Here is a 23415-nt window from a genome sequence, read left to right on the forward strand (position 1 = left end):
GGGCTTGAACCCTTACTGGCTGTGCCGTGTCAGTGAGGCGGCATTATAGGGAGAACGAAGATGAGTGCAAGCGGTTTTTAATAAAAAATAAGAAAAACATCTATTTTGTTTAAATAGCAGCCACAAAGCGTCAAAAGAGAGCATTTCGCTCTCTTTTGATAGGCTTTAATCTCTCTCGATCTTAAATAAAAGCGTAGGCATCAGCAAACATGTGATCGCTTTTTGCATTTTTGTATTGGGTAAACTGTTCTCTTGCTGCTCCAGCCATATCAAAACGACCTGCAATATAAATGTCGTACGCTTCTAACGACTCGAAATCATCATTGATCGCTTGGAGTACATTGCCAACCTTGCCATTCCAACCTTCATCAGCCGTTTCAACAACAGGTACAAAGTGGATGTTCTCAAATTGCTGAGCAATCTCACTCAGTTCTGTTTTTGCATAGAGTTGGTAAACGTCTTTTGCTCCCCAGTACAAATAGATAGCGTTACTTTTCTTTTGGCTAATACAGTGATCTAAAATCGAGCGTACATAGCTAAAACCTGTTCCTCCAGCAATGAGTAGTAGAGGGCGCTCATTTTCTTTTACCCACGCATCACCATGAGGTGCATCTATATTGACTAAACCCTTGTTGCTTAATGCCGTTCTCATTTTCTCAACCACTTCCTGTGCATAAGCATTGTGCTCGGCGGCACCAATGTGCAACTCTAGTTCACCAGAACGGCAAGGACTGCTTGCGATAGAAAATGGACGTTTATCTTTCTCACCCATTTCTACCATGAGATATTGCCCAGCTTTAAATGCAAGAACACTTTCAGGTTGGAGGATGATTTTATAAGTATTAGAGGCTAATGGCTCAATTAACTTTACTTTACATTGGGTGGTCATGTTTTTCCTCTGACTTACTCTGCAAAAGTAAGTACTAAGTTACTTGTTGCAAAGGCTTGGCAAGGGAATATCCAACCTTGTCGCTGCTCTTCGTCAGTCAACATAGGTTCTAAGTTATATTCCACTACACCTTCTAATTTTCTGCACATACACATAGCGCATGCACCTATTTGACAACGGTGTGGAAAAGAGATGTTCTTGTTGAGCGCAGCTTCCAACACCGTTGTACCGTCTTGCACTTCAAAAGTATCGCCTTTCGGCAGCAAGATCACCGTATAAGTCATAAAATACCTAGCTCATCCCAGAGCGAGTCTATTTTGGTGACGACCTCGTGATCTTTTTGGATTGGCGTCCCCCACTCTCGCTGAACTTCACCAGAGAGTTTGTTGGTTGCATCCAGCAGGAGCTTGGAACATTGCCCTTCATTAGCTTCTATACGATCAGTATCCCGAGACGGATCCATGCGCGTGGTTATCGCCCAAATCACATCATTCCAATCTCGGATATTCACATCATCATCACAGAGCACAACAAACTTCAGGTTTGAAAATGTCTCTAAAAATGCCCATATCTTTTTTAACAGCTCTTGAGATTGACCAGCAAACGCTTTGTTCATGGATACCATCAAGAAACCATCATTAGAAAATGGCACTAAATAGATATCAACAATCTCAGAATGCTGAGCTCTAAGCTGATCCAAATGCTCAGTTTTGATCTGAGGAGTCGTTGATGGTGATGACTGTTGTCTTGTACCGTCACTCTCAACATCCCATTTAATGGTAGCATCTAAGCCCATTTTGGAGCCTAGCCCCACCACTGGAGAGGCAAAATCAAGTGAATCAATCGGTGTATGTTCGATGAATAAAGTGTCTCGGACTGGGTCCATATGTGTTGTCATTGCATTGATAACTGAATTCCAATCACGAGCATCGACTGATTCATCGCACACCACCACATATTTAGTGTACATAAACTGGCGAAGGAACGACCAAACTCCCATCATGACTCGCTTTGCATGACCAGGGTATTGCTTTTTCATCGTCACCACCGCCATTCGATAAGAACAACCTTCCGGCGGTAAATAGAAATCGACGATTTCAGGGAACTGTTTTTGGAGTATAGGTACAAACACTTCATTTAACGCAACACCAAGCACAGCTGGTTCATCAGGTGGGCGTCCGGTATAAGTGCTATGGTAGATAGGATTGCTGCGCATTGTGATATGCGTAACCGTAAAGACACGATGCTTTTCAACTTCATTATAGTAACCCGTGTGATCACCATAAGGCCCTTCGTCAGCATATTCGTTTGGATCTATGTAGCCTTCCAGCACAATTTCCGCACTAGCAGGCACATCTAGATCATTACTGAGCGATTTAACCACTTCTGTTTTACTGCCTCGTAGCAATCCCGCAAAAGCATATTCAGAAAGCGTATCTGGCACTGGTGTCACCGCGCCTAAAATGGTTGCAGGATCAGCACCAAAAGCCACTGAAACTGGGAAATTCTCTCCGGGGTGAGTGTCCATCCAATCTCTTAAATCTAGAGCACCACCACGATGCGCCAACCAACGCATAATGACTTTGTTTTTACTGAGTTTCTGTTGGCGATAAATCCCGAGATTTTGTCGCTTCTTGTTTGGCCCTTTAGTGATGGTCAGCCCCCAAGTCAGAAGAGGAGCAACATCATCGGCCCAACAACTCATCACTGGGATTTTGTCTAAGTCAACATCGTTGCCCTGCCAAACAATCTCCTGGCAAGGAGCCTTGCGTAGTCGTTTGGTTGGCATGTTGAGCACTTGCTTAAATAAAGGCAATTTATCGATAGCATCTTTGAAGCCCTGTGGTGGCTCGGGCTCTTTGAGATAAGCCAGTAATTTGCCGACTTCCCTTAACTCTTGGACCTCTTTACGCCCCATGCCGATCGCGACGCGTTTTGCGGTGCCAAACAAGTTAGTGAGCACGGGAACCGTATAACCGATCGGGTTTTCAAATAGCAAGGCAGGACCTGCGGCACGCAAAGTGCGGTCGCTAATTTCCGTCATTTCATAATGAGGGTCAATCGGGCAAGTAATGCGTTTTAGTTGGCCTGTTTTTTCCAGATGGTCAACAAATTCACGTAAATCCTTAAAGCTCATAGGCCTACTACATCGCTGATTAAACTGCAGGCAGTATAACAAAAACAACCCATTAACGATCCCCAAATTTCATAGGGTTATTGAGAGAGGGCTTGCAAAATACCACGACTTTTCACCTGAGAATTACTCACCAGTAAATCCTTTAGCCAGCGGCTGTGTCCCTGCTCGACCAAAGCACTGGCCACTAAATTGACCTCTTCATTGATTGACATTTTGGCTATCAGAAAGTCGCGGATATCAGAACGCATGGGGCTGATGCGAACTAATGCCTTAATCGCTTGTACTTTTAAACTTGGATTTTCACTGGCGGCCATGATCTGTTTTATCGCAAATTCATCGCTTACGCTGGCTAATCGTGTGAGTTCCTGCTGAATGGAGAAATCGACCCGCATCAGCCACAGGAGTTTATAGATTTTAGGATCTTCACTAACTTGAGCTAATCGAACCATCACTTGTGTGGAAGGCAACCACCCGGTCACTGGCTCTGATGTCAGTTGCTCAGTGAGCGCAACCAAAGCACTTGGGGATAGTGTATCTAACTCGCGGATCAGTAACGTTTCGCGAATTTTTACTTGATATTGAGTCCCTGACAACCATGTTTGCAGTACTAGCTCTTGGCGCTCCGCCTTCACCAAGAAGTCGAGAATGGTTTGTTCCTGCCGCCAACGCTTTAATAAACGGCTGGCTATCACAGAAGAGTCAAAAGCTGGAGTTGAGAATTCATAGCCTTGTTCTTTTTCAACAACTTGGTAAGTGGGTGCAAGCGCTTGCTGCTCTTCAATGAATATCACCATATTCGGCGTTAGGGCGAGATCCAACTGCTCGATTTTTTGCAGCAACAGAAAACGTGCGGCTTCTTGCGGTAATAGCGCTAAACGTTGTAATGAAAAACGCAAAGAATCAAATTCATCATGTACCGCGTACTGCAATAGCTCTGCACTTTTATGGCGAATTTGTTCTTCCTGAAGCCATTTTTGAGCTGTATCAGACGTTATTTCTATAGAGGCAGCACTTGGCCACGCACAAAATAAAAATAGCGAGAGGAGAAGCGACGACAACATTCCTTGTTGCATTTTAACCTCCTTGTAACATTTGGCCTATTGTGGAAGGTTAATGGGTCAAATGCAAACAAAAACGCCACCGATAAATGGTGGCGTTGGTCATACTAAACTTAGCGTCTATTATTGACGGCGCATCGCATCAAAAAACTCATCATTGGTTTTCGTCATCGCGAGCTTATCAATTAAGAATTCCATTGCGTCACTTTCACTCATTGGGTGAACGATCTTACGCAGAATCCACATTTTTTGTAACTCATCAGGCTTAGTAAGCAACTCTTCACGACGAGTACCGCTGCGGTTGAAGTCGATAGCAGGGAAGACACGTTTTTCCGCAATTTTACGGTTAAGGTGCAATTCCATGTTACCTGTACCTTTAAACTCTTCGTAGATAACTTCATCCATTTTAGAGCCAGTATCAACCAGTGCCGTCGCAATAATCGTTAAACTACCGCCTTCTTCTACATTACGAGCCGCACCAAAAAAGCGCTTAGGACGTTGCAATGCGTTAGCATCCACACCACCAGTCAACACTTTGCCAGATGACGGGATCACAGTGTTGTAGGCGCGAGCTAAACGTGTGATGGAATCAAGCAGGATAACGACATCTTTCTTATGCTCAACCAAACGTTTTGCTTTTTCGATCACCATTTCTGCCACTTGTACGTGGCGTGAAGCTGGCTCATCGAACGTAGAAGCAACCACTTCGCCTTTCACAAGGCGTTGCATTTCCGTTACTTCTTCAGGACGTTCGTCAATCAGTAGCACCATCAACACACAATCAGGATGGTTGTTAGCAATACTTTGCGCGATATTTTGTAGCAACATGGTTTTGCCCGCTTTTGGCGGAGCAACAATCAAACCACGCTGGCCTTTACCAATCGGAGAGGCAAGGTCTAGAACTCGTGCCGTAATGTCTTCTGTCGAGCCATTACCACGCTCCATGATCATACGTTCATTGGCATGCAGTGGAGTTAAGTTCTCAAATAAAATCTTGTTACGTGCATTATCCGGTTTGTCGTGGTTAACGGTGTTAACTTTTAACAATGCGAAATAACGTTCGCCTTCTTTTGGTGGGCGAATTTTGCCGGATACTGAGTCACCGGTGCGTAAGTTGAAACGGCGAATTTGGCTTGGTGATACGTAGATATCATCAGGGCCAGCTAAATATGAACAGTCGGCGCTACGTAAGAAACCAAAACCGTCTTGAAGAATTTCCAAGACCCCATCACCAAATATATCTTCACCACTTTTTGCGTGCGCTTTTAGGATGGAGAAGATGATGTCTTGTTTTCTTAGACGCGCTAGGTTTTCGAGGCCTAGGCTCTCACCAAGTTTCACAAGATCAGACACAGGTCTGTTCTTCAATTCTGTTAGATTCATTGTGGTGGATACTTGTTTAGTCAAAATAGGATCTATTTTCTAGTTAAGATGGATTTTGGTCTCAGGATCGACCAAGAAGTGAACACTTGTCTAATTAACGTGCGATAAACTAGCACTAAATAATAGCCTAGTCTAGAGTTTGTTTCTTTTCAAAAAAACAAAGCCGTGCATCAGAAAATGTACGGCTTTGCGATACCTGTTATAGGTTTGCGTCCAAAAACTCTTTCAATTGAGTTTTTGATAACGCACCAACTTTCGTTGCAGCGACGTTGCCATTTTTGAACAGCAGCAAGGTTGGGATGCCACGAATACCAAACTTAGGTGGAGTACCTGCGTTGTGGTCGATATTTAATTTACCGATAGTCAGTTTGCCTTCGTACTCGCTAGCGATTTCATCCAAAATTGGCGCAATCATCTTACAAGGACCACACCATTCTGCCCAAAAATCAACAAGAACAGGGCCTGCAGCTTTGATTACATCGTTCTCAAAACCATCATCTGTAAGCTGCAAAATCTTATCGCTCATCTTCCACTCCAATATGTTTTTCTGCACTGATTATAAGCTAACCAGTAAATAGATGCTCTATTGGAATGTATTTACTTTCGTATTGCAAGCTTAAGCTGATATTCTATGGCGATGAAAAAGACACATATCACAGAGCAAAAGTTCGCCGATTTGGGATTACATCCTCAAGTTGTTGAAGGATTGGAAAAAAAAGGGTTCGATTACTGTACCCCGATCCAAGCCTTGGCGTTGCCGGTACTGCTCACCGGCCAAGACATTGCAGGCCAGGCCCAAACAGGGACTGGTAAAACACTTGCGTTTCTCGCTGCTACTTTTAACCACTTACTAACAACCCCTGAACATGAAGGGCGAAAACCGACGCAGCCGCGTGCCATTATTATGGCCCCGACTCGTGAGTTAGCGATTCAAATTTATAACGACGCCGAACCTCTGATTGCCAGCACTGGCATCAAAGCCGCGCTGGCTTACGGTGGTGAAAGCTACGATAAGCAATTGTCTAAGCTGCAAGATGGTGTCGACATATTGATCGGTACAACAGGACGTATCATCGATTTCTACAAACAACACGTGTTTAACTTGAATAATATTCAAGCTGTAGTGCTGGATGAAGCTGATCGCATGTTTGACCTTGGTTTTATCAAGGACATTCGTTTTCTGTTTCGCCGTATGCCAGAACCTAAAGAGCGCCTGAACATGCTGTTTTCAGCCACGCTTTCTTATCGCGTTCAAGAGTTGGCGTTCGAGCACATGCATAACCCTGAGCACGTGGTTGTTGAACCAGAACAAAAAACTGGCCATCGCATCCAAGAAGAGCTGTTCTACCCGTCTAACGAACATAAGATGGCGCTATTACAGACACTGATAGAACAAGACTGGCCAGATCGCGCCATCATTTTTGCCAACACAAAACACCGCTGCGACTCTATTTGGGGTCATTTAGCTGCAGATGGGCACCGTGTCGGCCTACTAACGGGTGATGTACCGCAGAAGAAACGTGAAAAGATCCTTGAGCAATTTACTACCGGTGATGTCGACATTCTTGTTGCAACCGACGTGGCAGCGCGAGGCTTACACATTCCTCAAGTCACACACGTATTCAACTACGACTTACCTGATGACTGTGAAGACTACGTGCACCGTATTGGTCGTACAGGTCGCGCAGGAGAGAGTGGTCACTCGATTAGTTTTGCCTGTGAAGAGTACGCCATTAACCTAACCGCGATTGAAGAGTACACCGGGCACGCAGTTCCTGTTTCTGATTACGATGCATCGGCGTTGATTGAAGACTTACCGCCGCCAATTCGTCTGCGTTCTCGTAATCCTCAGCAGCGCCGTACTAATAACAATGGCCCTCGTACTGGCAACCGTAAGCCACAAAGTCGTCGCCCACGTCAACCGCATCAAAGTAATAAGGGTTCGTAATCCATTTATGAGTAAAGCCGTCTCCTCGCCGCTCTACGCTGCCATCGACCTTGGGTCGAACAGTTTTCATATGCTCATCGTGCGTCATATTGATGGCAGTGTACAAACGATGGCCAAAATAAAGCGCAAAGTACGCTTGGCCGCCGGGTTAGATGATAACAACGCTCTTAGCCAAGAAGCGATGCAGCGAGGATGGGACTGCCTCAGTTTATTTGCGGAACGACTGCAAGATGTACCCGCCAGCAATATCCGTATTGTTGGCACTGCCACACTGCGTACAGCCACCAACGTTGAACTGTTTTTAACTCAAGCCAACCAAATACTCGGCCACCCCATTCAGGTTATTTCCGGTGAAGAAGAGGCGGCTACTATCTATAAAGGAGTGGCGCACACTTCAGGTGGCTTAGGACGACGCTTGGTTGTCGATATTGGTGGGGCCAGTACTGAACTCATCATTGGTGAAGGGTTCGATGCCAAAGCGTTAACCAGTTTAAAAATGGGCTGCGTCACTTGGCTTGAGCGCCATTTTAAAGACAGACAACTTAACGCGGCTAACTTTAATCGAGCGATCGATGCGGCAAAACAGACGTTAGCGCCTATCCTTGAACAATACTCACAGTTAGGTTGGGATGTGTGCGTGGGTGCCAGTGGCACAGTACAAGCGTTGCAAGAAATTATGCTAGCGCAAGGGATGGATGAGGTGATCACTCATACCAAACTAAAACGCTTGCAAAAACAAGCGATGCTCGCCGATCACTTGGAAGAGCTTGATATTGAAGGCTTAACTTTAGAGCGAGCGTTAGTTTTCCCAAGTGGCCTCTCGATTTTAATTGCCATCTTTGAACTGCTCGAGATTGAATCGATGACTTTAGCTGGCGGCGCATTGCGTGAAGGCTTAGTGTATGAAATGGTCGAAGAGCTGCGCCAAGATGACATTCGAACGCGTACCATCAATAGCGTTCAGGTGCGATATCAAATTGATGTTGACTACGCCAAGCAAGTGGCTCAACTTGCCCAATCGCTGCTCAAACAGTGTGGGGGGGAAGATTGGATTGCGGAACCGCAAGCTGAAATGCTGCTCACTACCGCTGCACAATTGCATGAAATAGGGTTAGCGATTGATTTAAAAAAAGGCGGTGAACACAGCGCCTACCTGTTACAAAACCTCGACTTACCCGGCTATACCCGTGCACAGAAACACTTTCTAGGCGAAATTGCTCGTCGTTATCGCGAGCAGCTCTCTTCATTGCCAGAGCAGTACGCTCTGTCGGGCAACAGCGCCAAACGGGTGTTACGTTTACTGCGCCTTGCCGTATTGCTCAGCCATCGTCGTAACGAGGCACTACAGCCTAAATTTACACTGCAAGCTCAAGGTGACCAACTGACTCTTCGGTTATCCGCCAAATGGTTAGCGGCCAATCCTCTCACCACCGCCGAGCTGGATATTGAAGCAAACCGTCAAAGCGACATTGGTTGGCCACTCATTATCGACCCATCATAGTTATAAGATGCAGACACATAAAAAAGCCCGAGCAGCACTTGCTCGGGCTTTGATTTTCTCTCTTCCTAGTATAATAGCTTGCTACCCCACTACTGAACATTTCAACTACTGAGCATTGATCCCAACGGTTCGAAAATCAGGGTTGACCGCTGTCAGCTTCCGGATCAAGTAATTGAGCAGCACACCGTACATCGGCACAAACAGGCCTAAACTGATCACCAGTTTAAAACCATAATCAACCAAGGCAATTTCGGTCCAATGTTCAGCCATGAACGGATCGGGGCTTTGATAGAAAGCAATCGCAAAAAAAGCGACCGTGTCTAATGCATTACCAAATAACGTAGAACATGTTGGCGCAACCCACCACTGCTTCATCTGGCGCAGACGATTAAACACATGCACATCCATAATTTGCCCTAGCAAATACGCCATAAAACTGGCAATCGCAATACGAGCAACAAACAGATTAAACTCATGAAGCTGAGCAAGCCCTTGGAATTGACCTTCAAAAAATAGCACCGAGAGTGCATAAGAAACAATCAAAGCCGGTAACATCACTAAGAAAATGATTTTACGAGCCAACGCTGCACCAAAAATGCGTACAGTGAGATCCGTTGCCAGAAAAATGAATGGGAAAGTAAATGCGCCCCAAGTGGTATGTAAACCGAATACAGTAAAGGGCAGCTGAACCAGATAATTGCTTGATGCAATAATGATCAAATGAAATAGCACTAAAAGTGCCAAAGCTTTGCGCTGCTGCGCAAGGGTAAAGTAACTCATTGTGTACCTTTTTAGTTTGTTTTGGGGGCGAGGGAACCCAAATCGAAGAATTAGTCTTGCATTAATTTATAGGCTTACCACGCGATCATATCCAAATCACGAGCTCAGCGGCGGGCGATTATACAGCAATAAACCCCCTCGACAAGCCTTGAAATAAGAGCAAACGTTTACCCATTGAAGAAAATATCACCGTTTTAAAATTCCCCTTTCACAGCTAAAGGCCGACCTTTTTGTTGTAGACATCCATGGGAACGTGCTACTCTTCGCCTCCATTTTTTCTGGCCTTATTTTCATTTTCTAGGATGAAACTCTCTGGGTCAGTGCTATCTTTTAACATGCTGATAGACGCAAATATCAGTATTCAATCCTAACCTAACGTGGAACAGAACAGATGGGCAAAGGTACTCTTTATATCGTCTCTGCACCCAGTGGTGCAGGCAAATCAAGCTTGATCTCTGCGATGTTGGAAACCAACCCAACCTATGCGATGAAAGTCTCTGTTTCACATACCACACGCGGCATGCGCCCGGGCGAACAAGATGGTGTTCACTACCATTTTGTGCAAAAAGAGCTGTTTGAAGAGTTGATTGCTAAAGGTGAATTTCTCGAACATGCTGAAGTATTTGGCAACTACTACGGCACCTCTAAGGTATGGATTGAAAATAACCTCAACAAAGGCATTGACGTTTTTCTTGATATTGACTGGCAAGGCGCGCGTCAAATACGCGACAAAATGCCTGATGCAAAAAGTGTGTTTATCCTTCCTCCTTCAAAAGAAGAATTGGAACGCCGCTTGAATGCTCGTGGTCAAGACAGTGAAGCCGTCATTGCTAAACGTATGAATGAAGCTCAAGCTGAAATCTCGCATTACACCGAATACGACTATGTCATCATAAATGATGATTTCGATGTGGCATTAATGGATTTCAGAGCTATTTTACGTGCTGAACGATTGAAGCAAGACAAGCAAGCTGCTAAATATAACAGCATGCTCAACGCGCTACTGGCGGAATAATCACCCGCTCAAACAAGGCAAAGTCTATCGCTAGTATAAACAAAGATTAGACTGTATACTTTCTCGTCATTTAAAAATTTTTAGTTAACTATTTGGAGTTCTCATGGCACGCGTAACTGTTCAAGACGCTGTTGAAAAAGTGGGCAATCGTTTCGACCTAGTTCTGATTGCGGCTCGCCGCGCTCGTCAAATGCAAACTGGCGGTAAAGATTCATTGGTGCCAGAAGAGAACGATAAGCCAACCGTTATCGCTCTGCGCGAAATCGAAGAAGGTCTTATCACGAAAGATGTGCTTGATGCTCGTGAGCGCCAAGAGCAGAAAGAGCAAGAAGCCGCAGAATTGGCCGCCGTAAGCAGCATCGCTCACAACCGTTAATTCTGCCATTCAAATTCAACAACCTTCCGGGCCTATAATTTGTATCTATTTGATAGCCTTAAAGACGTTGTCCAAGAATACCTAACAGAGCCTCAAATTGAGGCTCTGCGTCAATCTTATGTGGTCGCACGTGAAGCCCATGAAGGGCAAACCCGTTCTAGCGGCGAACCTTACATTATTCACCCTGTTGCAGTTTCTCGAATTTTGGCTGATATGCGCCTTGATTTGGAAACGCTACAAGCAGCGTTATTACATGATGTCATCGAAGATTGCGATGTCACTAAAGACGATCTTGAAGCGCAATTTGGTCACGCCGTGGCGGAATTGGTGGACGGGGTTTCTAAACTCGACAAGTTGAAATTTCGTGATCGTAAAGAAGCCCAAGCCGAGAACTTTCGTAAGATGGTGCTGGCAATGGTGCAAGACATTCGCGTTATTCTCATCAAACTTGCTGACCGCACACACAATATGCGTACCCTTGGCGCATTGCGCCCGGATAAAAAGCGCCGTATTGCCCGTGAAACGTTAGAGATTTACGCGCCTCTTGCTCACCGCTTAGGGATTCATAACATCAAGACTGAGCTAGAAGAGCTTGGCTTTGAAGCATTGTACCCGAATCGTTATCGCGTATTGAAAGAAGTGGTAAGATCCGCTCGCGGTAACCGCAAAGAGATGATCCAACGCATCCACAGTGAAATTGAAGGCCGCTTGCAAGATTTCGGTTTGAAAGCACGCGTGGTCGGCCGTGAAAAGAACCTGTTCTCCATCTATAACAAGATGAAAACCAAAGAGCAGCGCTTTCACACCATTATGGACATCTACGCTTTTCGAGTCGTGGTCGACACTGCAGATACTTGTTATCGTGCATTAGGCCAAGTTCATAGCTTGTACAAACCTCGCCCGGGGCGTATGAAAGATTACATCGCCGTGCCCAAAGCGAACGGCTACCAATCTTTGCATACCTCGATGGTCGGCCCACACGGCGTCCCAGTTGAAGTGCAGATCCGCACTGAAGACATGGAACAGATGGCCGACAAAGGTGTTGCTGCTCATTGGTCTTACAAAGGTAATGGCGAACGCACTGGCACCACCGCGCAAATTAAAGCACAGCGCTGGATGCAAAGCCTACTTGAGCTACAACAAAGCGCTGGCAACTCGTTTGAGTTTATTGAGAACGTTAAGTCGGATCTTTTCCCTGATGAAATCTACGTCTTCACCCCCAAAGGCCGCATCGTTGAGCTGCCTGTCGGGGCAACTGCGGTTGATTTTGCCTACGCGGTACACACCGATGTCGGTAATACCTGTGTTGGAGCTCGTGTTGATCGAAACCCTTATCCGTTAAGTAAATCACTGAAAAACGGCCAAACGATTGAAATCATCAGCGCACCTGGGGCTCGCCCTAATGCCGCTTGGCTCAACTATGTGGTCACGTCTCGCGCTCGTACTAAGATACGTCAAGTGCTTAAAACCATGCGCCGTGAGGAATCGATCACACTTGGTAGGCGTTTGCTCAATCACGCGCTGGGTGATCTTTCACTCAGTGACATCAGTGACGAGAACATTAAACATGTGATTGGTGAGCTTAAAATGGCCACGGTCGATGATCTGCTGGCCGCGATTGGTTTAGGCGAACTGATGAGTATTGTCATTGCGCGTCGTCTGCTTGGCGATGCTGATGAGCTGACCGAAGTGGAAAGCAATGATGGCAAACCGAAAAAGAAACTGCCGATCCGCGGCGCTGAAGGTATTTTGCTCACGTTTGCTAACTGCTGCCACCCCATCCCAGACGATCACATCATTGCGCATGTATCTCCGGGTCGTGGTTTAGTGGTGCATCGTGAAACCTGCCCTAATGTTCGTGGCTACCAAAAAGAGCCGGATCGTTACATGGCGGTTGAGTGGTCTAAAGATTACGACCAAGAGTTCATCACCGAACTGAAAGTGGACATGCAAAACCACCAAGGTGCGTTAGCGGAACTGACGAATGTAATCTCGAAAACAGGTTCCAACATTCATGGCCTCTCCACCGAGGAGCGTGATGGACGTTTGTATACTGTCACTGTGCTGCTGACCACCAAAGATCGCATTCACTTAGCAAACATCATGAAAAAAATTCGTGTGATGCCTCATGCACTGAAAGTGCGACGCCGGAAAAATTAAACTATCCAAATAAATAAAACCCCTTGCGGCTAACCACTCATGGGGTTTTTTATTTTCCGACACCCTACCCCCATCTTGCATTTTAGGCGTCACTATTCAAATTAACCGATGGTCTGCCGCTTATCGACCATTACATGATTTTATGCTGTACAAAAAAACAGTTCGATGGTTGAATAATAGATAACGATACTGTTAATGAGCCCTGTTATGTCACAGCTACTGTCCGCGATTCCTCTCACCTCACTCTCTGGCGTGGGCGCTAAAGTGGCTGAAAAACTGGAAAAGGTTGGCTTAATCAGTGTGCAAGATCTGCTGTTCCATCTCCCTTTACGTTATGAGGACCGCACACGGATCTACCCTATTGCTAAATTGCATCCCGGGCTTTGGGCCGCCGTGCAAGGTAAAGTCATGGCGGTGGATACGGTTTTTGGCAAACGCAAAATGCTCACAGTAAAAATAAGCGATGGTAACGGCACCATTACGCTGCGTTTTTTTAACTTTACGGCTGGGATGAAAAACAATTTTGCTGAAGGTAAGTTAGTGCACGCTTACGGTGAAATTAAGCGTGGTGGATTCGGCCTTGAAATTGTTCATCCTGATTATAAATTTTATGCTCCTCAGCAACAGCCAGATGTCGAAGCTAACTTAACACCCGTTTACCCAACAACCGATGGCCTGCGCCAACTCACACTACGCACACTCACTGATCAAGCATTAAGTTTACTCGACAAAGCCGCCGTACAAGAATTGCTACCTGCCGGGTTGTATGATCACCAAATTACGCTCTCTGAAGCGCTGCACATCATTCACCGGCCGCCACCGGGCATTAACCTGCAACTGTTTGATGAAGGGAAACACCCGGCGCAGGTTCGCTTAATTATGGAAGAGCTGTTGGCGCAAAACCTCTCCATGCTGGCTGTACGCCATCAAGGCCAGCAAGATATCGCATTGCCGCTGGCTGGGTCTGGCACACTCAAACAACAACTGCTTGCACAACTGCCTTTCTCTCCCACTAAAGCACAAACACGTGTTGTGACAGAGATCGAAGCCGATCTGGCACAAGCTCACCCCATGATGCGTTTAGTACAAGGTGATGTGGGCTCAGGGAAAACCCTGGTCGCTGCATTAGCCGCCGCACGTGCTATCGAACATGGCTATCAAGTAGCATTAATGGCACCGACGGAATTGCTGGCCGAGCAGCACGCAATTAACTTTGCCAACTGGTTTGAAGCAATGGGCATCCAAGTCGGCTGGCTGGCGGGTAAATTAAAAGGCAAAGCGAAAGAAACAGAACTGGCTCGCATTGCCAGCGGTGAGGCAAAAATGATAGTGGGTACTCACGCTCTTTTCCAAGAACAAGTTGAATTTCATCACCTTGCGCTCGTCATCATTGATGAACAACACCGCTTTGGTGTCCACCAGCGTTTAGAACTGCGTGAGAAAGGAGCGAAGCAAGGCGCGTATCCGCACCAGTTAATCATGACCGCAACGCCGATCCCACGAACTTTAGCGATGACTGCTTACGCTGATTTAGAAACCTCCGTTATTGATGAACTGCCACCGGGACGAACGCCCATTCAAACTGTCGCAATCCCAGATACAAAGCGTGATGATATCGTCGAGCGCGTACGTCATGCCTGTTTGAGTGAAGGAAAACAGGCTTATTGGGTCTGTACTTTGATTGATGAGTCTGAGGTGCTAGAAGCGCAAGCCGCCGCCGACACAGCGCAAGAACTACAACGCACTCTGCCCGATGTCAAAATCGGTTTGGTGCATGGCCGAATGAAGCCGAGCGAAAAACAAGCGGTGATGCAAGCCTTTAAAAACAATGAACTGCACTTGCTGGTTGCCACAACGGTGATTGAGGTTGGCGTTGACGTGCCGAATGCGAGCTTGATGATCATCGAAAATCCTGAGCGTTTGGGCTTAGCACAGTTGCACCAATTACGCGGCCGCGTAGGGCGAGGCTCTGTCGCCAGCCACTGCGTATTGCTTTACCATGCACCGCTATCGAAAACCGCGCAAAAACGCTTGGGTGTACTGCGTGAGAGCAATGACGGTTTCGTAATTGCTCAGCGAGACTTAGAAATTCGCGGTCCGGGGGAGCTGCTTGGTACCAAACAGACCGGCCTCGCGGATTTCAAAATTGCGGATTTAGTCCGTGACCAACGTTTAATTCCTGAAGTACAGCGCATTGCTCGCTACTTACACGACCATTATCCAAGCCACGCGACCGCCATTATCGATCGCTGGTTAGGAGAGAAGGACATCTACGCCAAAGCATAAGATTGTTCGTTCTGTATTCCCCTCTCCCTTACACAGCAAAGCAAACGTTTGCTTTCTTGCGTAAACCCTCTATAATTTCGCCAATTTTTTTAGTGAACTACTCACTTATCCAGTCCGAGCAGATTCTGATTAACAGCAATCACAGATGACGTGTCTGCTCCACTTAGTGCTCCCACTCAGCGAACGCTAAGACAACAACGCACCATTAGGAAAACAGTATGACTATCCACAACGCTTCGCGTAAGTCTGATTTGGTTTATCAACTCAACGATAGGCCACCGCTACCCCAAACCATTTTCGCCGCTTTACAACATTTGCTAGCCATGTTTGTTGCGGTCATCACCCCTTCGCTCATTATTTGCCAAACACTTGGTGTTTCTGCCGAACAGACCAACACCATCATCAGCATGTCGCTGTTTGCATCTGGCTTATCCTCCTTTATCCAGATCCGCACCATTGGCCCGATTGGCTCCGGTTTACTTTCTATCCAAGGCACCAGTTTTAACTTTCTTGGGCCAATTATTGGCGCAGGCTTGTCATTAAAAGCGGGTGGTGCAGATATCAGCACTATGATGGCGGCGATCTTTGGCACCATTTTAGTCGCTTCTTTTGCTGAAATCCTATTATCACGAGTGCTGCAATACGCGCGCCGCGTGATCACGCCGCTGGTGTCGGGCATTGTGGTCACCCTGATAGGCTTAACACTGGTACAAGTTGGTTTAGTTTCTATGGGTGGCGGCTATGCTGCGCTCAGCGATGGCACTTTTGGCAGCTTAGACAAACTGGCATTGGCGGGAACCGTGCTTGGGCTTATCGTGTTGCTCAACCGCTCAAGTAACCCATACATTCGCGTAGCATCGATTGTGATTGCGATGTTCGTCGGTTATATCATGGCTTACTTGATGGGGATGGTGAACACTGATTCACTGAGTGAGACTGCCCTGATTGCCCTACCAATACCTATGCAGTTTGGTTTAGGTTTTGATTGGTCACTCTTTATTCCTCTGGTACTGATTTTCTTGATCACCGCATTGGAAGCGATTGGTGATATCACCGCCACTTCCGAAGTGTCGGGCGAGCCTGTCAAAGGGCCGATTTACATGAAGCGTATTAAAGGTGGTGTGCTGGCTGATGGTTTGAACTCCGCGCTGGCGGCGGTCTTTAACAGTTTTCCCAACTCGACCTTTAGCCAAAACAATGGCGTAATTATGCTCACCGGGGTTGCCAGCCGTTATGTGGGTTACTTTATTTCCGCCATGTTGGTGTTGCTCGGCCTGTTCCCAGGCGTGGCAAGCTTTGTACAATTGATTCCTGAACCGGTACTTGGCGGTGCAACCATCGTCATGTTCGGCACCATTGCAGCCGCGGGTGTGCGTATTATTTCCCGTGTGGATCTCGACCGCCGCGCGATTTTAATCATGGCGCTGTCGTTTTCGATGGGGTTAGGCATTGCGCAAAAGCCAGAGATTCTGCAATTTATGCCCGAGTTCATTAAGAGCATTTTTTCATCCGGCGTAGCGGCTGGCGGTATCACCGCCATTTTGCTCAACTTGCTACTGCCAGAAAAATTGCCACGCGAAGAAGAAGAACTCGAAGAGCTCAAAACCAACTGATTGCATGGATGGGCCCAAAAACTTCGGTCAGCAGCCGAAAAGACATAAACCGCAAACACAATGGGCTCAACTGAGCCCATTGTGTTATTTAGTGAATAAGCCCCTATTTGGTCGGGAAGCTCAGTTGCGCTTTGAGTCCACCTTCACTGCGGTTACTCACCACAACGCTGCCATGATGCTGGCTAACAATCCGTTTCACTATCGCCAAACCAAGTCCTGTGCCTTCACTGCCGCGCGCGGTATCACCACGCGTAAAAGGTTCAAACACTTTACTCACTTGGCTAGGATCAATACCCGGGCCATTATCCTCCACACAAACCCAAGCCATTTTGTTATCTGCGGTACTGCCCGTGCTCACCTTAACCCAACCATTGCCATAACGAATGGCGTTCACCACTAAGTTGCTCACCGCGCGTTTAATGGCGATCGCATTGCCAAAGGCTGGCTGCATTGGTAAATGCAGCGCGACATCGATTTTGATCTCGTAGCCCCCTTCGGCAGTGGCGACATCATTGGCGATCTCATTGAGATCAACGGCGGTAAAGGTCTGTTTATTGACGGGTTTAAGGTAGTCCATAAACTGACTGATGATCTCGTTACACTCTTCCGTATCACTGATGATCCCTTCGGCGAGATAACTCTCTTCTGGAGACATCATTTCCGTGGCTAAGCGAATACGAGTCAGCGGCGTACGTAAGTCGTGGCTGATCCCCGCCATCAATAATGAGCGATCCTCTTCAAGCGCTTGGATCCCTTTCGACATTTGATTAAACGCCAACGTCACCGCGCGAATTTCAGAAGCGCCTTTGAGTGGCAATGGTGGCGGATTCTCACCTCGGCCAACGGCTTTGGCGGCTTTTTCTAAGGCAATTAAGGGACGATTTTGCAGACGAATAAACAGCCATCCTCCTAAGACGATCAGTAACGCCATCACCAAACTATTGTGAAATAGTGGCGCAAAATCCTCTTTTTGCAACTCAGAGAGAGGGATGCGTATTAATGACCCCGGAAAAGAGTCCACTTTCATCCATAAAATATAACTCTCTTTACCCAAAATCATCCGCACATCGGTCGGCGAGCCGAGCTCATTGCTCATCTCCTCGCTCATCAAATCAATGCTGATGGCATCGTGATACTCTTGGGCCATCTCACTCTCTTCACTATGAATGGTGACGCCCAATTGTTCTAACACTCGGCGGCGCTGTAAGGCGTCCATTCCCAGCTTCGATGTATTGTTCGCCGCATCATCCAGCATTAAGTTGATCTCATGGCCCAAAATCTTATTGAACTGCTGCAAACTGGGCATCAAAGCATAGTTAAATACGGCGTAATAAGAATACACTTGGCTGGCGATCAGTAATGAAAAGAAGAGCAAAATCGATTGAGTAAAGGAACTGCGAATGCGCATAGGAAAACCCGCTATGAACGTACTATCAAAAAGGCGACAAAAAAGCTCCTGTGGGTTAACCGACAGGAGCTGATTGAAATTTAAGACTCTTTACCATCTGGAACGAAGACGTAACCTAAGCCCCACACCGTTTGTATGTAGCGTGGTTTGCTTGGATCCACTTCAAGCATGCGACGTAAACGCGAGATTTGCACATCAATCGAGCGCTCCATTGCGGAGTATTCACGCCCTCTTGCCATATTCATCAACTTATCGCGCGACATCGGCTCACGCGCATTGGTGACTAAGGTCTTCAATACGGCAAATTCACCGGAAGTGAGCGGCATTGGCTCATCACCACGGAACATTTCGCGGGTACCTAAATTCAAGCGAAACTCACCAAACTCAACCACCGATTCTTCAGCACTTGGCGCGCCGGGGGCTTCAATCACTTGGCGACGTAGCACGGCTTTGATTCGCGCCAGTAGTTCACGCGGGTTAAACGGTTTGGGCAGGTAATCATCCGCACCCACCTCCAAGCCAACAATACGATCCACTTCGTCGCCTTTGGCGGTCAGCATTAAAATCGGCAACATGTTATTGGCGTTACGCAAGCGGCGGCAAATAGACAAACCATCTTCACCCGGTAACATCAAATCAAGCACCATTAAGTGGAAGTTTTCACGAGTGAGCAGGCGATCCATCTGTTCGCTATTGGCGACACTACGCACCAGAAAACCTTGCTCTGACAAGTAACGCTCAAGCAATGCACGTAAACGCGCATCATCATCCACCACTAAAATTTTATAGTTTTCTTGCATCTGAGATCCCACCTAATTCTGAGCTTCAGCCAATATCAAACCGAGCGAGTAAAATGTAACACCGTTGCGGCTAAAATCATGCAAAGAATTGTTAACGTTTATGTCTTTTGTCGCGCTTCGTTGTTAGACACTAAGCGGATGACATCGTTTGTCAGTTCGGCTCTTTATCAAAACGGCCAAAACGATAGCGATAGCCTAAACCAAAGGCAATATCGGTGCTGTTATTGGCATTAAACATATTCTCGACCACAGTAACTTCAATCGCTGAATGGCTCATTTGATAACGATACCCCAAAATAAACTCGGTCGATGGTTTAGAAAAGTCATCCTCCCCCGTTGAAAGGCCTTGATAGAATGAGACCTGCCCAATCAGATAATGGCGTTCTAACCACTGATATCGATAACTGGTACCCATCGACCAAGTGCTCGAATGATACTGGGTTTGGCCTGGTACATTGGTCGGGTTGCGAAAGGTGATAGCCAACAGCGTATCAAGTGCATGCTTACCTCTTCGGTAGCCATAATTGAGCTGCACCGCTTGTTCAAACTCAGACAGGTTGAATATTCCATGGTGTGGATCGTTGTAATAGAGTGAAGCCCCCAGTGACAAACCGTGATGAGGCTTATCCACCAGCTGGTACTGTAAATAGCTGGTCAACGCACGGCTCAATGTCTCGCCTCGGAACGCTTCCTGATCAATGCCGTACTCTGGCATTTGAATGATGAAGCGATCGTTATCGACATCCTCACGCCCGTTTTGATCAATGCCAAACCAGTCATGAAAAGCAAGTGTTAAGCCATCTAAATGATTATTGGCAGCAAAGTTCCAACGATAATTAAGCTCAACCTGCCACTTCGAAGTGAGCTGCCATTTACCGCCCATCGCTATCTGATTCTGGTAATAATCCAGCGTATAATCAGGCGTGATCGCCCAAATGCTGGCGATAGTCGCGCTGGTGTAGAGCTCAACTTCTTCCTCTTGCATCGAAAAGCCGGAGCGAAGTTGTGCAGAAAGGCTATTGGTATGCAGTGGCGATTGCACATAGCTTTGCGCAGGCCCGTAGTCAATATCCGCCCACGCCGAGTGGATGGGAAGAGAAAAGAGAATAAACCAACAAATGCACTTACACTCCGTCATGCATACTCTCCGGCCAAAGCAACCTTTTGAATATATTAGACAATCATTAACGCTTAGTGAGTGACCATATCCCTTAATGATGATCTACCGTACACATTAAGTGTATGCGCTAATTCAGAAATATCATGAGATAGTGCTAACTTTTTCCGCAAGCTAGGGCGTTTTCAAATTCGGATTATCAAATTTTTTTTGAAAATGAATTAAGCAAGAGGCGGTTTCTTGTTTGGACTCAGTCCGTTATCTTAGCGCCATCTCGAATGTTATCTTCCCTAGGAGGGAAAAATGAATATTGTTCAAGCATCGCAAGCGCGCTATTCCACCAAAGCGTTTGACACCAACCGTAAACTGACTGAACAGCAAGTCGCTGATATTAAAGAACTGGTACGCATGAGCGCCTCTAGCGTCAATTCGCAGCCTTGGCATTTTATTTTGGCGGCTAGCGAGGAAGGCAAAACGCGTATCGCCAAAGCGACGCAAGGTCAATTTTCCTTTAACGAACGCAAAATTTTGGATGCGTCTCACGTGATGGTGTTTTGCGCCAAAACCGATATTGATGATCACTACTTATTGACGCTGCTGGAAAACGAAGAGAAAGATGGCCGCTTTGCCAATGAAGAAGCCAAAACAGGCATGCACGGCGGACGCAGCTATTTTGTTAACTTGCATCGAGAAACGCTCAATGACGCCGAACACTGGATGCAAAAACAAGTTTATTTAAATGTTGGAACACTGCTGCTCGGAGCGGCTGCGATGGGCATTGATGCTGTCCCCATTGAAGGGTTTGATGCCGAGGTGCTCAACCAAGAGTTTGGCCTGACTGAAAAAGGGTTCACCAGCTTAGTGATTGTACCGCTCGGTTACCACAGCGAAGAAGATTTCAACGCCAAGCTGCCGAAATCTCGCTGGCCAGAGCAAACCGTCTTTACTGAGTTATAAGCCATGATCCACTTATTAGCCGAAATCAAAGCCCTTCCCGACTCAATAGAGCGAGTGCAAGCTATGCTTGAAGCGCTGCTTGAACCGAGCCGCAACGAAACAGGCTGCTGCCAATATGAGCTCTATCGTGATAACTCGATTGACGGGTTATTCTTGATGCAGGAGATTTGGTGCTCAGAGGAGAGCTTGCAACAACACCAGCAGAGTGCGCATTTTCAGCACTTTCAACAACAGCTTAGCGAGCAAGAGGCATTGGAATACCTACAAATCCGCCCGCTAACGTTTGTTGGCTAATGCGGGATTAACTCTCACGCTGTTTGATGGCTGTCAGTACCGCTTGTCGTTGCTGGCAGCCTTTTCCACGAATAAATTCCTGAAAAGCGCGAATGGTTGGAGTGATCAAACGTCGGTCTGCGCACACGATATAAATTGGCACTGGCCCACTTTCCCATTGCGGTAAAATGCGTACTAAGCGCCCATCAATAATATCCTGACTGATATCCATTAATGACTTATTGGCAATGCCTTTGCCTTTAACAGCCAATCGATGTACCACGTCACCATCGTTGCATGCGGGGTTTCCTTGCACTACCACACTCTGCGTTTCGCCCTCTCGGCTCAAAACCCACTTATTATGCAGCGTGTCGGCCAGCATATAACAAAGACAATTGTGATGTTGCAGATCGTCAGGATGGAGGATAGGTGGATGCGTTGCCAAATATTCTGGCGAGGCGCACAACACGCGCTCGTTTGATTCACACAGCGGCATCGCAACCAAATTGGAATCAGCAGGATGGCCATAACGAATCGCAATATCCATCGGGTGAGCATACATATCCGCTAAGCGATCGGAGAGATCCAGTTTAACGATGACGTTCGGGTGCAAGGCAATAAATTCATCGATCCAATCCAGCAGTAAATTGCGCCCCAAATCCGAAGGGGCACTGAGGTGCAGCTTCCCCGCCAGTTGACCGCGCGCGCATGCTATCTGATCGAGCCCTTCTTGCAACGTGGCAAGGGCTGTCTGAGTTTTGGCGAGGAAAATCTCCCCCTCTTGGGTTAAGCGCATATGACGTGTCGAGCGGACAAAGAGCGGAAACTGCACCTGCTCTTCTAAGCGGCGAATGGCGGCACTGACCGCGGCCGTGGTCAGCGATACGCTGTTGGCCGCCTTAGAAAAACTGCCTTGGCGTGCGGTTTCGACAAACAAGTTCAGATCATTGAGTGCTTTCATATTCTCCGCCTATTGGGCTATTTCCATCGCAAAAATTTCCATGACAAGTGATATTAATCGGCTGATAGGCTTGCCAACACTTTTGCGCGCTAACATCGCCGCCTTGCGCTTTACGCTGATAATGCTGTTGCAATTGCGTCAGATAACGCTGGGCAATCATTTTTTGCTCATCATTGGCCACTTGCCAAATCGATTCGCCAACCAAACTAAGGGGTGGTAATTTGGGTTCTTTGCCCAGTACTGCAGGCGGATTAATCTGCACGTTCAGCAGCTCGTAGATACGCCGATTCTCTTCCACCAGTTGTTCCTGTTGTAATCTCGCGCCCAGTGTCATCAACTGTTCACGTAAGGTGTAGCCGTGATGCACAGGACAAAGCAGAAAATCGAACGAGCGATGCGGATAACGCTCAACCAGCTCGGCAATGAATTCACTCATTAAATCACCGCCAACCCCAGCGATGATCAGTAGATGCGAGCCAGAATGGCTATCAAGCGGCAAATCGCGCACATCAAGGCAATGTGTACGCCAGCGCGGTAACGCCGCCGTTGTAGGGAAATAGCGCGTTAAATCAAGCGTCACCTTTTCAATCAACGCTGGCACAATATCTACAAAATGCACCACACTATTTGGACAGCGCTTCAGTAACGCCGCGCCAAGCAGACCGTGATCGCAGCAGCAATCCCAAATATGATCGTAGTGGCGGTTGATCTGCTGTACTAACTGCGTGAGCCGTTTTCCTAATTTCATCTTTG

21 protein-coding genes are annotated in these 23415 nt (G+C 46.9%); 9 read left to right on the top strand and 12 right to left on the bottom strand.

The features are described 5' to 3' along the window. Window positions 1-181: 181 nt before the first annotated feature. From fre to trxA, 6 genes are all read right to left on the bottom strand, one after another. Complete coding sequence (fre, locus tag AACR75_RS16275; protein ID WP_017049370.1) at window positions 182-889, bottom strand: NAD(P)H-flavin reductase; 708 nt, start codon at window positions 887-889, stop codon at window positions 182-184. Between the two features lie 14 nt (window positions 890-903). Next, the gene (locus AACR75_RS16280; RefSeq protein WP_013855397.1) at window positions 904-1173 is read right to left on the bottom strand and encodes a 2Fe-2S iron-sulfur cluster-binding protein; all 270 of its coding nucleotides are present in this window, start codon (window positions 1171-1173) and stop codon (window positions 904-906) included. Beyond that, window positions 1170-3026, bottom strand: coding sequence for a 4-hydroxy-3-polyprenylbenzoate decarboxylase (ubiD, locus tag AACR75_RS16285; RefSeq protein WP_047687997.1), 1857 nt, complete (start codon window positions 3024-3026; stop codon window positions 1170-1172). The genes AACR75_RS16280 and ubiD overlap by 4 nt, the downstream gene beginning before the upstream one ends. A 77-nt stretch (window positions 3027-3103) precedes the next feature. Further along, a complete protein-coding gene (locus AACR75_RS16290) occupies window positions 3104-4099 on the bottom strand; it encodes a hypothetical protein (RefSeq protein ID WP_047687999.1) in 996 nt (331 codons plus the stop codon). Between the two features lie 108 nt (window positions 4100-4207). Continuing rightward, complete coding sequence (rho, locus tag AACR75_RS16295) at window positions 4208-5467, bottom strand: transcription termination factor Rho (protein ID WP_010319292.1); 1260 nt, start codon at window positions 5465-5467, stop codon at window positions 4208-4210. Window positions 5468-5666: 199 nt separating this feature from the next. Further along, window positions 5667-5993 carry a thioredoxin TrxA gene (gene trxA, locus AACR75_RS16300; RefSeq protein WP_010319293.1) on the bottom strand — a complete coding sequence of 109 codons (327 nt, stop codon included), beginning with the start codon at window positions 5991-5993 and terminating at the stop codon, window positions 5667-5669. A 111-nt stretch (window positions 5994-6104) separates the two neighbouring features. Between trxA and rhlB the strand changes: the two genes are divergently transcribed. Further along, a complete protein-coding gene (gene rhlB, locus AACR75_RS16305; RefSeq protein ID WP_026027733.1) occupies window positions 6105-7415 on the top strand; it encodes an ATP-dependent RNA helicase RhlB in 1311 nt (436 codons plus the stop codon). Between the two features lie 7 nt (window positions 7416-7422). Beyond that, the gene (gene gppA / locus AACR75_RS16310; protein WP_019281051.1) at window positions 7423-8916 is read left to right on the top strand and encodes a guanosine-5'-triphosphate,3'-diphosphate diphosphatase; all 1494 of its coding nucleotides are present in this window, start codon (window positions 7423-7425) and stop codon (window positions 8914-8916) included. 105 nt (window positions 8917-9021) lie between these two features. Here the strand turns inward: gppA and AACR75_RS16315 are convergent, their stop codons facing one another. Then, entirely contained in the window at window positions 9022-9696 is a 675-nt protein-coding gene (locus tag AACR75_RS16315; protein ID WP_026028324.1) for a 7-cyano-7-deazaguanine/7-aminomethyl-7-deazaguanine transporter, read from the bottom strand. Between the two features lie 391 nt (window positions 9697-10087). On the opposite strand from AACR75_RS16315, the gene gmk reads away from it, so the two are divergent. From gmk to AACR75_RS16340, 5 genes are all read left to right on the top strand, one after another. Next, the gene (gene gmk, locus AACR75_RS16320; RefSeq protein ID WP_047688002.1) at window positions 10088-10711 is read left to right on the top strand and encodes a guanylate kinase; all 624 of its coding nucleotides are present in this window, start codon (window positions 10088-10090) and stop codon (window positions 10709-10711) included. Between the two features lie 103 nt (window positions 10712-10814). Further along, window positions 10815-11087 (top strand): DNA-directed RNA polymerase subunit omega, encoded by a 273-nt coding sequence (gene rpoZ, locus AACR75_RS16325; protein ID WP_013855406.1) that lies wholly within the window; start codon window positions 10815-10817, stop codon window positions 11085-11087. 39 nt (window positions 11088-11126) lie between these two features. Continuing rightward, a complete protein-coding gene (gene spoT, locus AACR75_RS16330; RefSeq protein WP_017045712.1) occupies window positions 11127-13247 on the top strand; it encodes a bifunctional GTP diphosphokinase/guanosine-3',5'-bis pyrophosphate 3'-pyrophosphohydrolase in 2121 nt (706 codons plus the stop codon). Window positions 13248-13454: 207 nt separating this feature from the next. Continuing rightward, entirely contained in the window at window positions 13455-15533 is a 2079-nt protein-coding gene (gene recG / locus AACR75_RS16335; RefSeq protein ID WP_026028451.1) for an ATP-dependent DNA helicase RecG, read from the top strand. A 218-nt stretch (window positions 15534-15751) separates the two neighbouring features. After that, a complete protein-coding gene (locus AACR75_RS16340; RefSeq protein WP_047688004.1) occupies window positions 15752-17146 on the top strand; it encodes a uracil-xanthine permease family protein in 1395 nt (464 codons plus the stop codon). A gap of 103 nt (window positions 17147-17249) precedes the next feature. Here AACR75_RS16340 and envZ read toward each other — a convergent pair whose 3' ends face one another. The 3 genes from envZ to AACR75_RS16355 all read right to left on the bottom strand — a co-directional run bounded on the left by envZ (window position 17250) and on the right by AACR75_RS16355 (window position 20492). Next, a complete protein-coding gene (envZ, locus tag AACR75_RS16345) occupies window positions 17250-18554 on the bottom strand; it encodes a two-component system sensor histidine kinase EnvZ (protein WP_013855410.1) in 1305 nt (434 codons plus the stop codon). A gap of 80 nt (window positions 18555-18634) precedes the next feature. Continuing rightward, window positions 18635-19354 (bottom strand): osmolarity response regulator transcription factor OmpR, encoded by a 720-nt coding sequence (gene ompR, locus AACR75_RS16350; RefSeq protein WP_010319303.1) that lies wholly within the window; start codon window positions 19352-19354, stop codon window positions 18635-18637. Window positions 19355-19505: 151 nt separating this feature from the next. Beyond that, a complete protein-coding gene (locus AACR75_RS16355; protein WP_047688006.1) occupies window positions 19506-20492 on the bottom strand; it encodes a DUF3187 family protein in 987 nt (328 codons plus the stop codon). 282 nt (window positions 20493-20774) lie between these two features. Between AACR75_RS16355 and AACR75_RS16360 the strand changes: the two genes are divergently transcribed. Then, complete coding sequence (locus tag AACR75_RS16360) at window positions 20775-21428, top strand: oxygen-insensitive NAD(P)H-dependent nitroreductase NfsB (protein ID WP_047688008.1); 654 nt, start codon at window positions 20775-20777, stop codon at window positions 21426-21428. A gap of 3 nt (window positions 21429-21431) precedes the next feature. Next, the gene (locus AACR75_RS16365) at window positions 21432-21722 is read left to right on the top strand and encodes a putative quinol monooxygenase (protein WP_013855414.1); all 291 of its coding nucleotides are present in this window, start codon (window positions 21432-21434) and stop codon (window positions 21720-21722) included. A 7-nt stretch (window positions 21723-21729) separates the two neighbouring features. Here AACR75_RS16365 and AACR75_RS16370 read toward each other — a convergent pair whose 3' ends face one another. Both AACR75_RS16370 and AACR75_RS16375 read right to left on the bottom strand, forming a co-directional pair. Continuing rightward, entirely contained in the window at window positions 21730-22662 is a 933-nt protein-coding gene (locus AACR75_RS16370; protein WP_013855415.1) for a LysR family transcriptional regulator, read from the bottom strand. After that, window positions 22646-23410 (bottom strand): tRNA (adenine(22)-N(1))-methyltransferase, encoded by a 765-nt coding sequence (locus AACR75_RS16375; protein WP_231564159.1) that lies wholly within the window; start codon window positions 23408-23410, stop codon window positions 22646-22648. Before AACR75_RS16375 ends, AACR75_RS16370 begins: the two co-directional genes overlap by 17 nt. Window positions 23411-23415: the final 5 nt, after the last annotated feature.

The sequence above is a fragment of the Vibrio sp. ZOR0018 genome, from assembly GCF_963865925.1.
GTDB lineage: Bacteria > Pseudomonadota > Gammaproteobacteria > Enterobacterales > Vibrionaceae > Vibrio > Vibrio anguillarum.

What these genes read in the sequence shown, in the direction of transcription:
- AACR75_RS16365 (WP_013855414.1), top strand. Translation starts at nt 21,432, where the DNA reads ATGATCCACTTATTAGCCGAAATCAAAGCCCTTCCCGACTCAATAGAG.
- rhlB (WP_026027733.1), top strand. Translation starts at nt 6,105, where the DNA reads ATGAAAAAGACACATATCACAGAGCAAAAGTTCGCCGATTTGGGATTA.
- AACR75_RS16290 (WP_047687999.1), bottom strand. Translation starts at nt 4,099, where the DNA reads ATGCAACAAGGAATGTTGTCGTCGCTTCTCCTCTCGCTATTTTTATTT.
- AACR75_RS16280 (WP_013855397.1), bottom strand. Translation starts at nt 1,173, where the DNA reads ATGACTTATACGGTGATCTTGCTGCCGAAAGGCGATACTTTTGAAGTG.
- rho (WP_010319292.1), bottom strand. Translation starts at nt 5,467, where the DNA reads ATGAATCTAACAGAATTGAAGAACAGACCTGTGTCTGATCTTGTGAAA.
- AACR75_RS16355 (WP_047688006.1), bottom strand. Translation starts at nt 20,492, where the DNA reads ATGACGGAGTGTAAGTGCATTTGTTGGTTTATTCTCTTTTCTCTTCCC.
- AACR75_RS16340 (WP_047688004.1), top strand. Translation starts at nt 15,752, where the DNA reads ATGACTATCCACAACGCTTCGCGTAAGTCTGATTTGGTTTATCAACTC.
- fre (WP_017049370.1), bottom strand. Translation starts at nt 889, where the DNA reads ATGACCACCCAATGTAAAGTAAAGTTAATTGAGCCATTAGCCTCTAAT.
- gppA (WP_019281051.1), top strand. Translation starts at nt 7,423, where the DNA reads ATGAGTAAAGCCGTCTCCTCGCCGCTCTACGCTGCCATCGACCTTGGG.
- recG (WP_026028451.1), top strand. Translation starts at nt 13,455, where the DNA reads ATGTCACAGCTACTGTCCGCGATTCCTCTCACCTCACTCTCTGGCGTG.
- AACR75_RS16360 (WP_047688008.1), top strand. Translation starts at nt 20,775, where the DNA reads ATGAATATTGTTCAAGCATCGCAAGCGCGCTATTCCACCAAAGCGTTT.
- ompR (WP_010319303.1), bottom strand. Translation starts at nt 19,354, where the DNA reads ATGCAAGAAAACTATAAAATTTTAGTGGTGGATGATGATGCGCGTTTA.
- envZ (WP_013855410.1), bottom strand. Translation starts at nt 18,554, where the DNA reads ATGCGCATTCGCAGTTCCTTTACTCAATCGATTTTGCTCTTCTTTTCA.
- ubiD (WP_047687997.1), bottom strand. Translation starts at nt 3,026, where the DNA reads ATGAGCTTTAAGGATTTACGTGAATTTGTTGACCATCTGGAAAAAACA.
- rpoZ (WP_013855406.1), top strand. Translation starts at nt 10,815, where the DNA reads ATGGCACGCGTAACTGTTCAAGACGCTGTTGAAAAAGTGGGCAATCGT.
- AACR75_RS16375 (WP_231564159.1), bottom strand. Translation starts at nt 23,410, where the DNA reads ATGAAATTAGGAAAACGGCTCACGCAGTTAGTACAGCAGATCAACCGC.
- trxA (WP_010319293.1), bottom strand. Translation starts at nt 5,993, where the DNA reads ATGAGCGATAAGATTTTGCAGCTTACAGATGATGGTTTTGAGAACGAT.
- gmk (WP_047688002.1), top strand. Translation starts at nt 10,088, where the DNA reads ATGGGCAAAGGTACTCTTTATATCGTCTCTGCACCCAGTGGTGCAGGC.
- AACR75_RS16315 (WP_026028324.1), bottom strand. Translation starts at nt 9,696, where the DNA reads ATGAGTTACTTTACCCTTGCGCAGCAGCGCAAAGCTTTGGCACTTTTA.
- AACR75_RS16370 (WP_013855415.1), bottom strand. Translation starts at nt 22,662, where the DNA reads ATGAAAGCACTCAATGATCTGAACTTGTTTGTCGAAACCGCACGCCAA.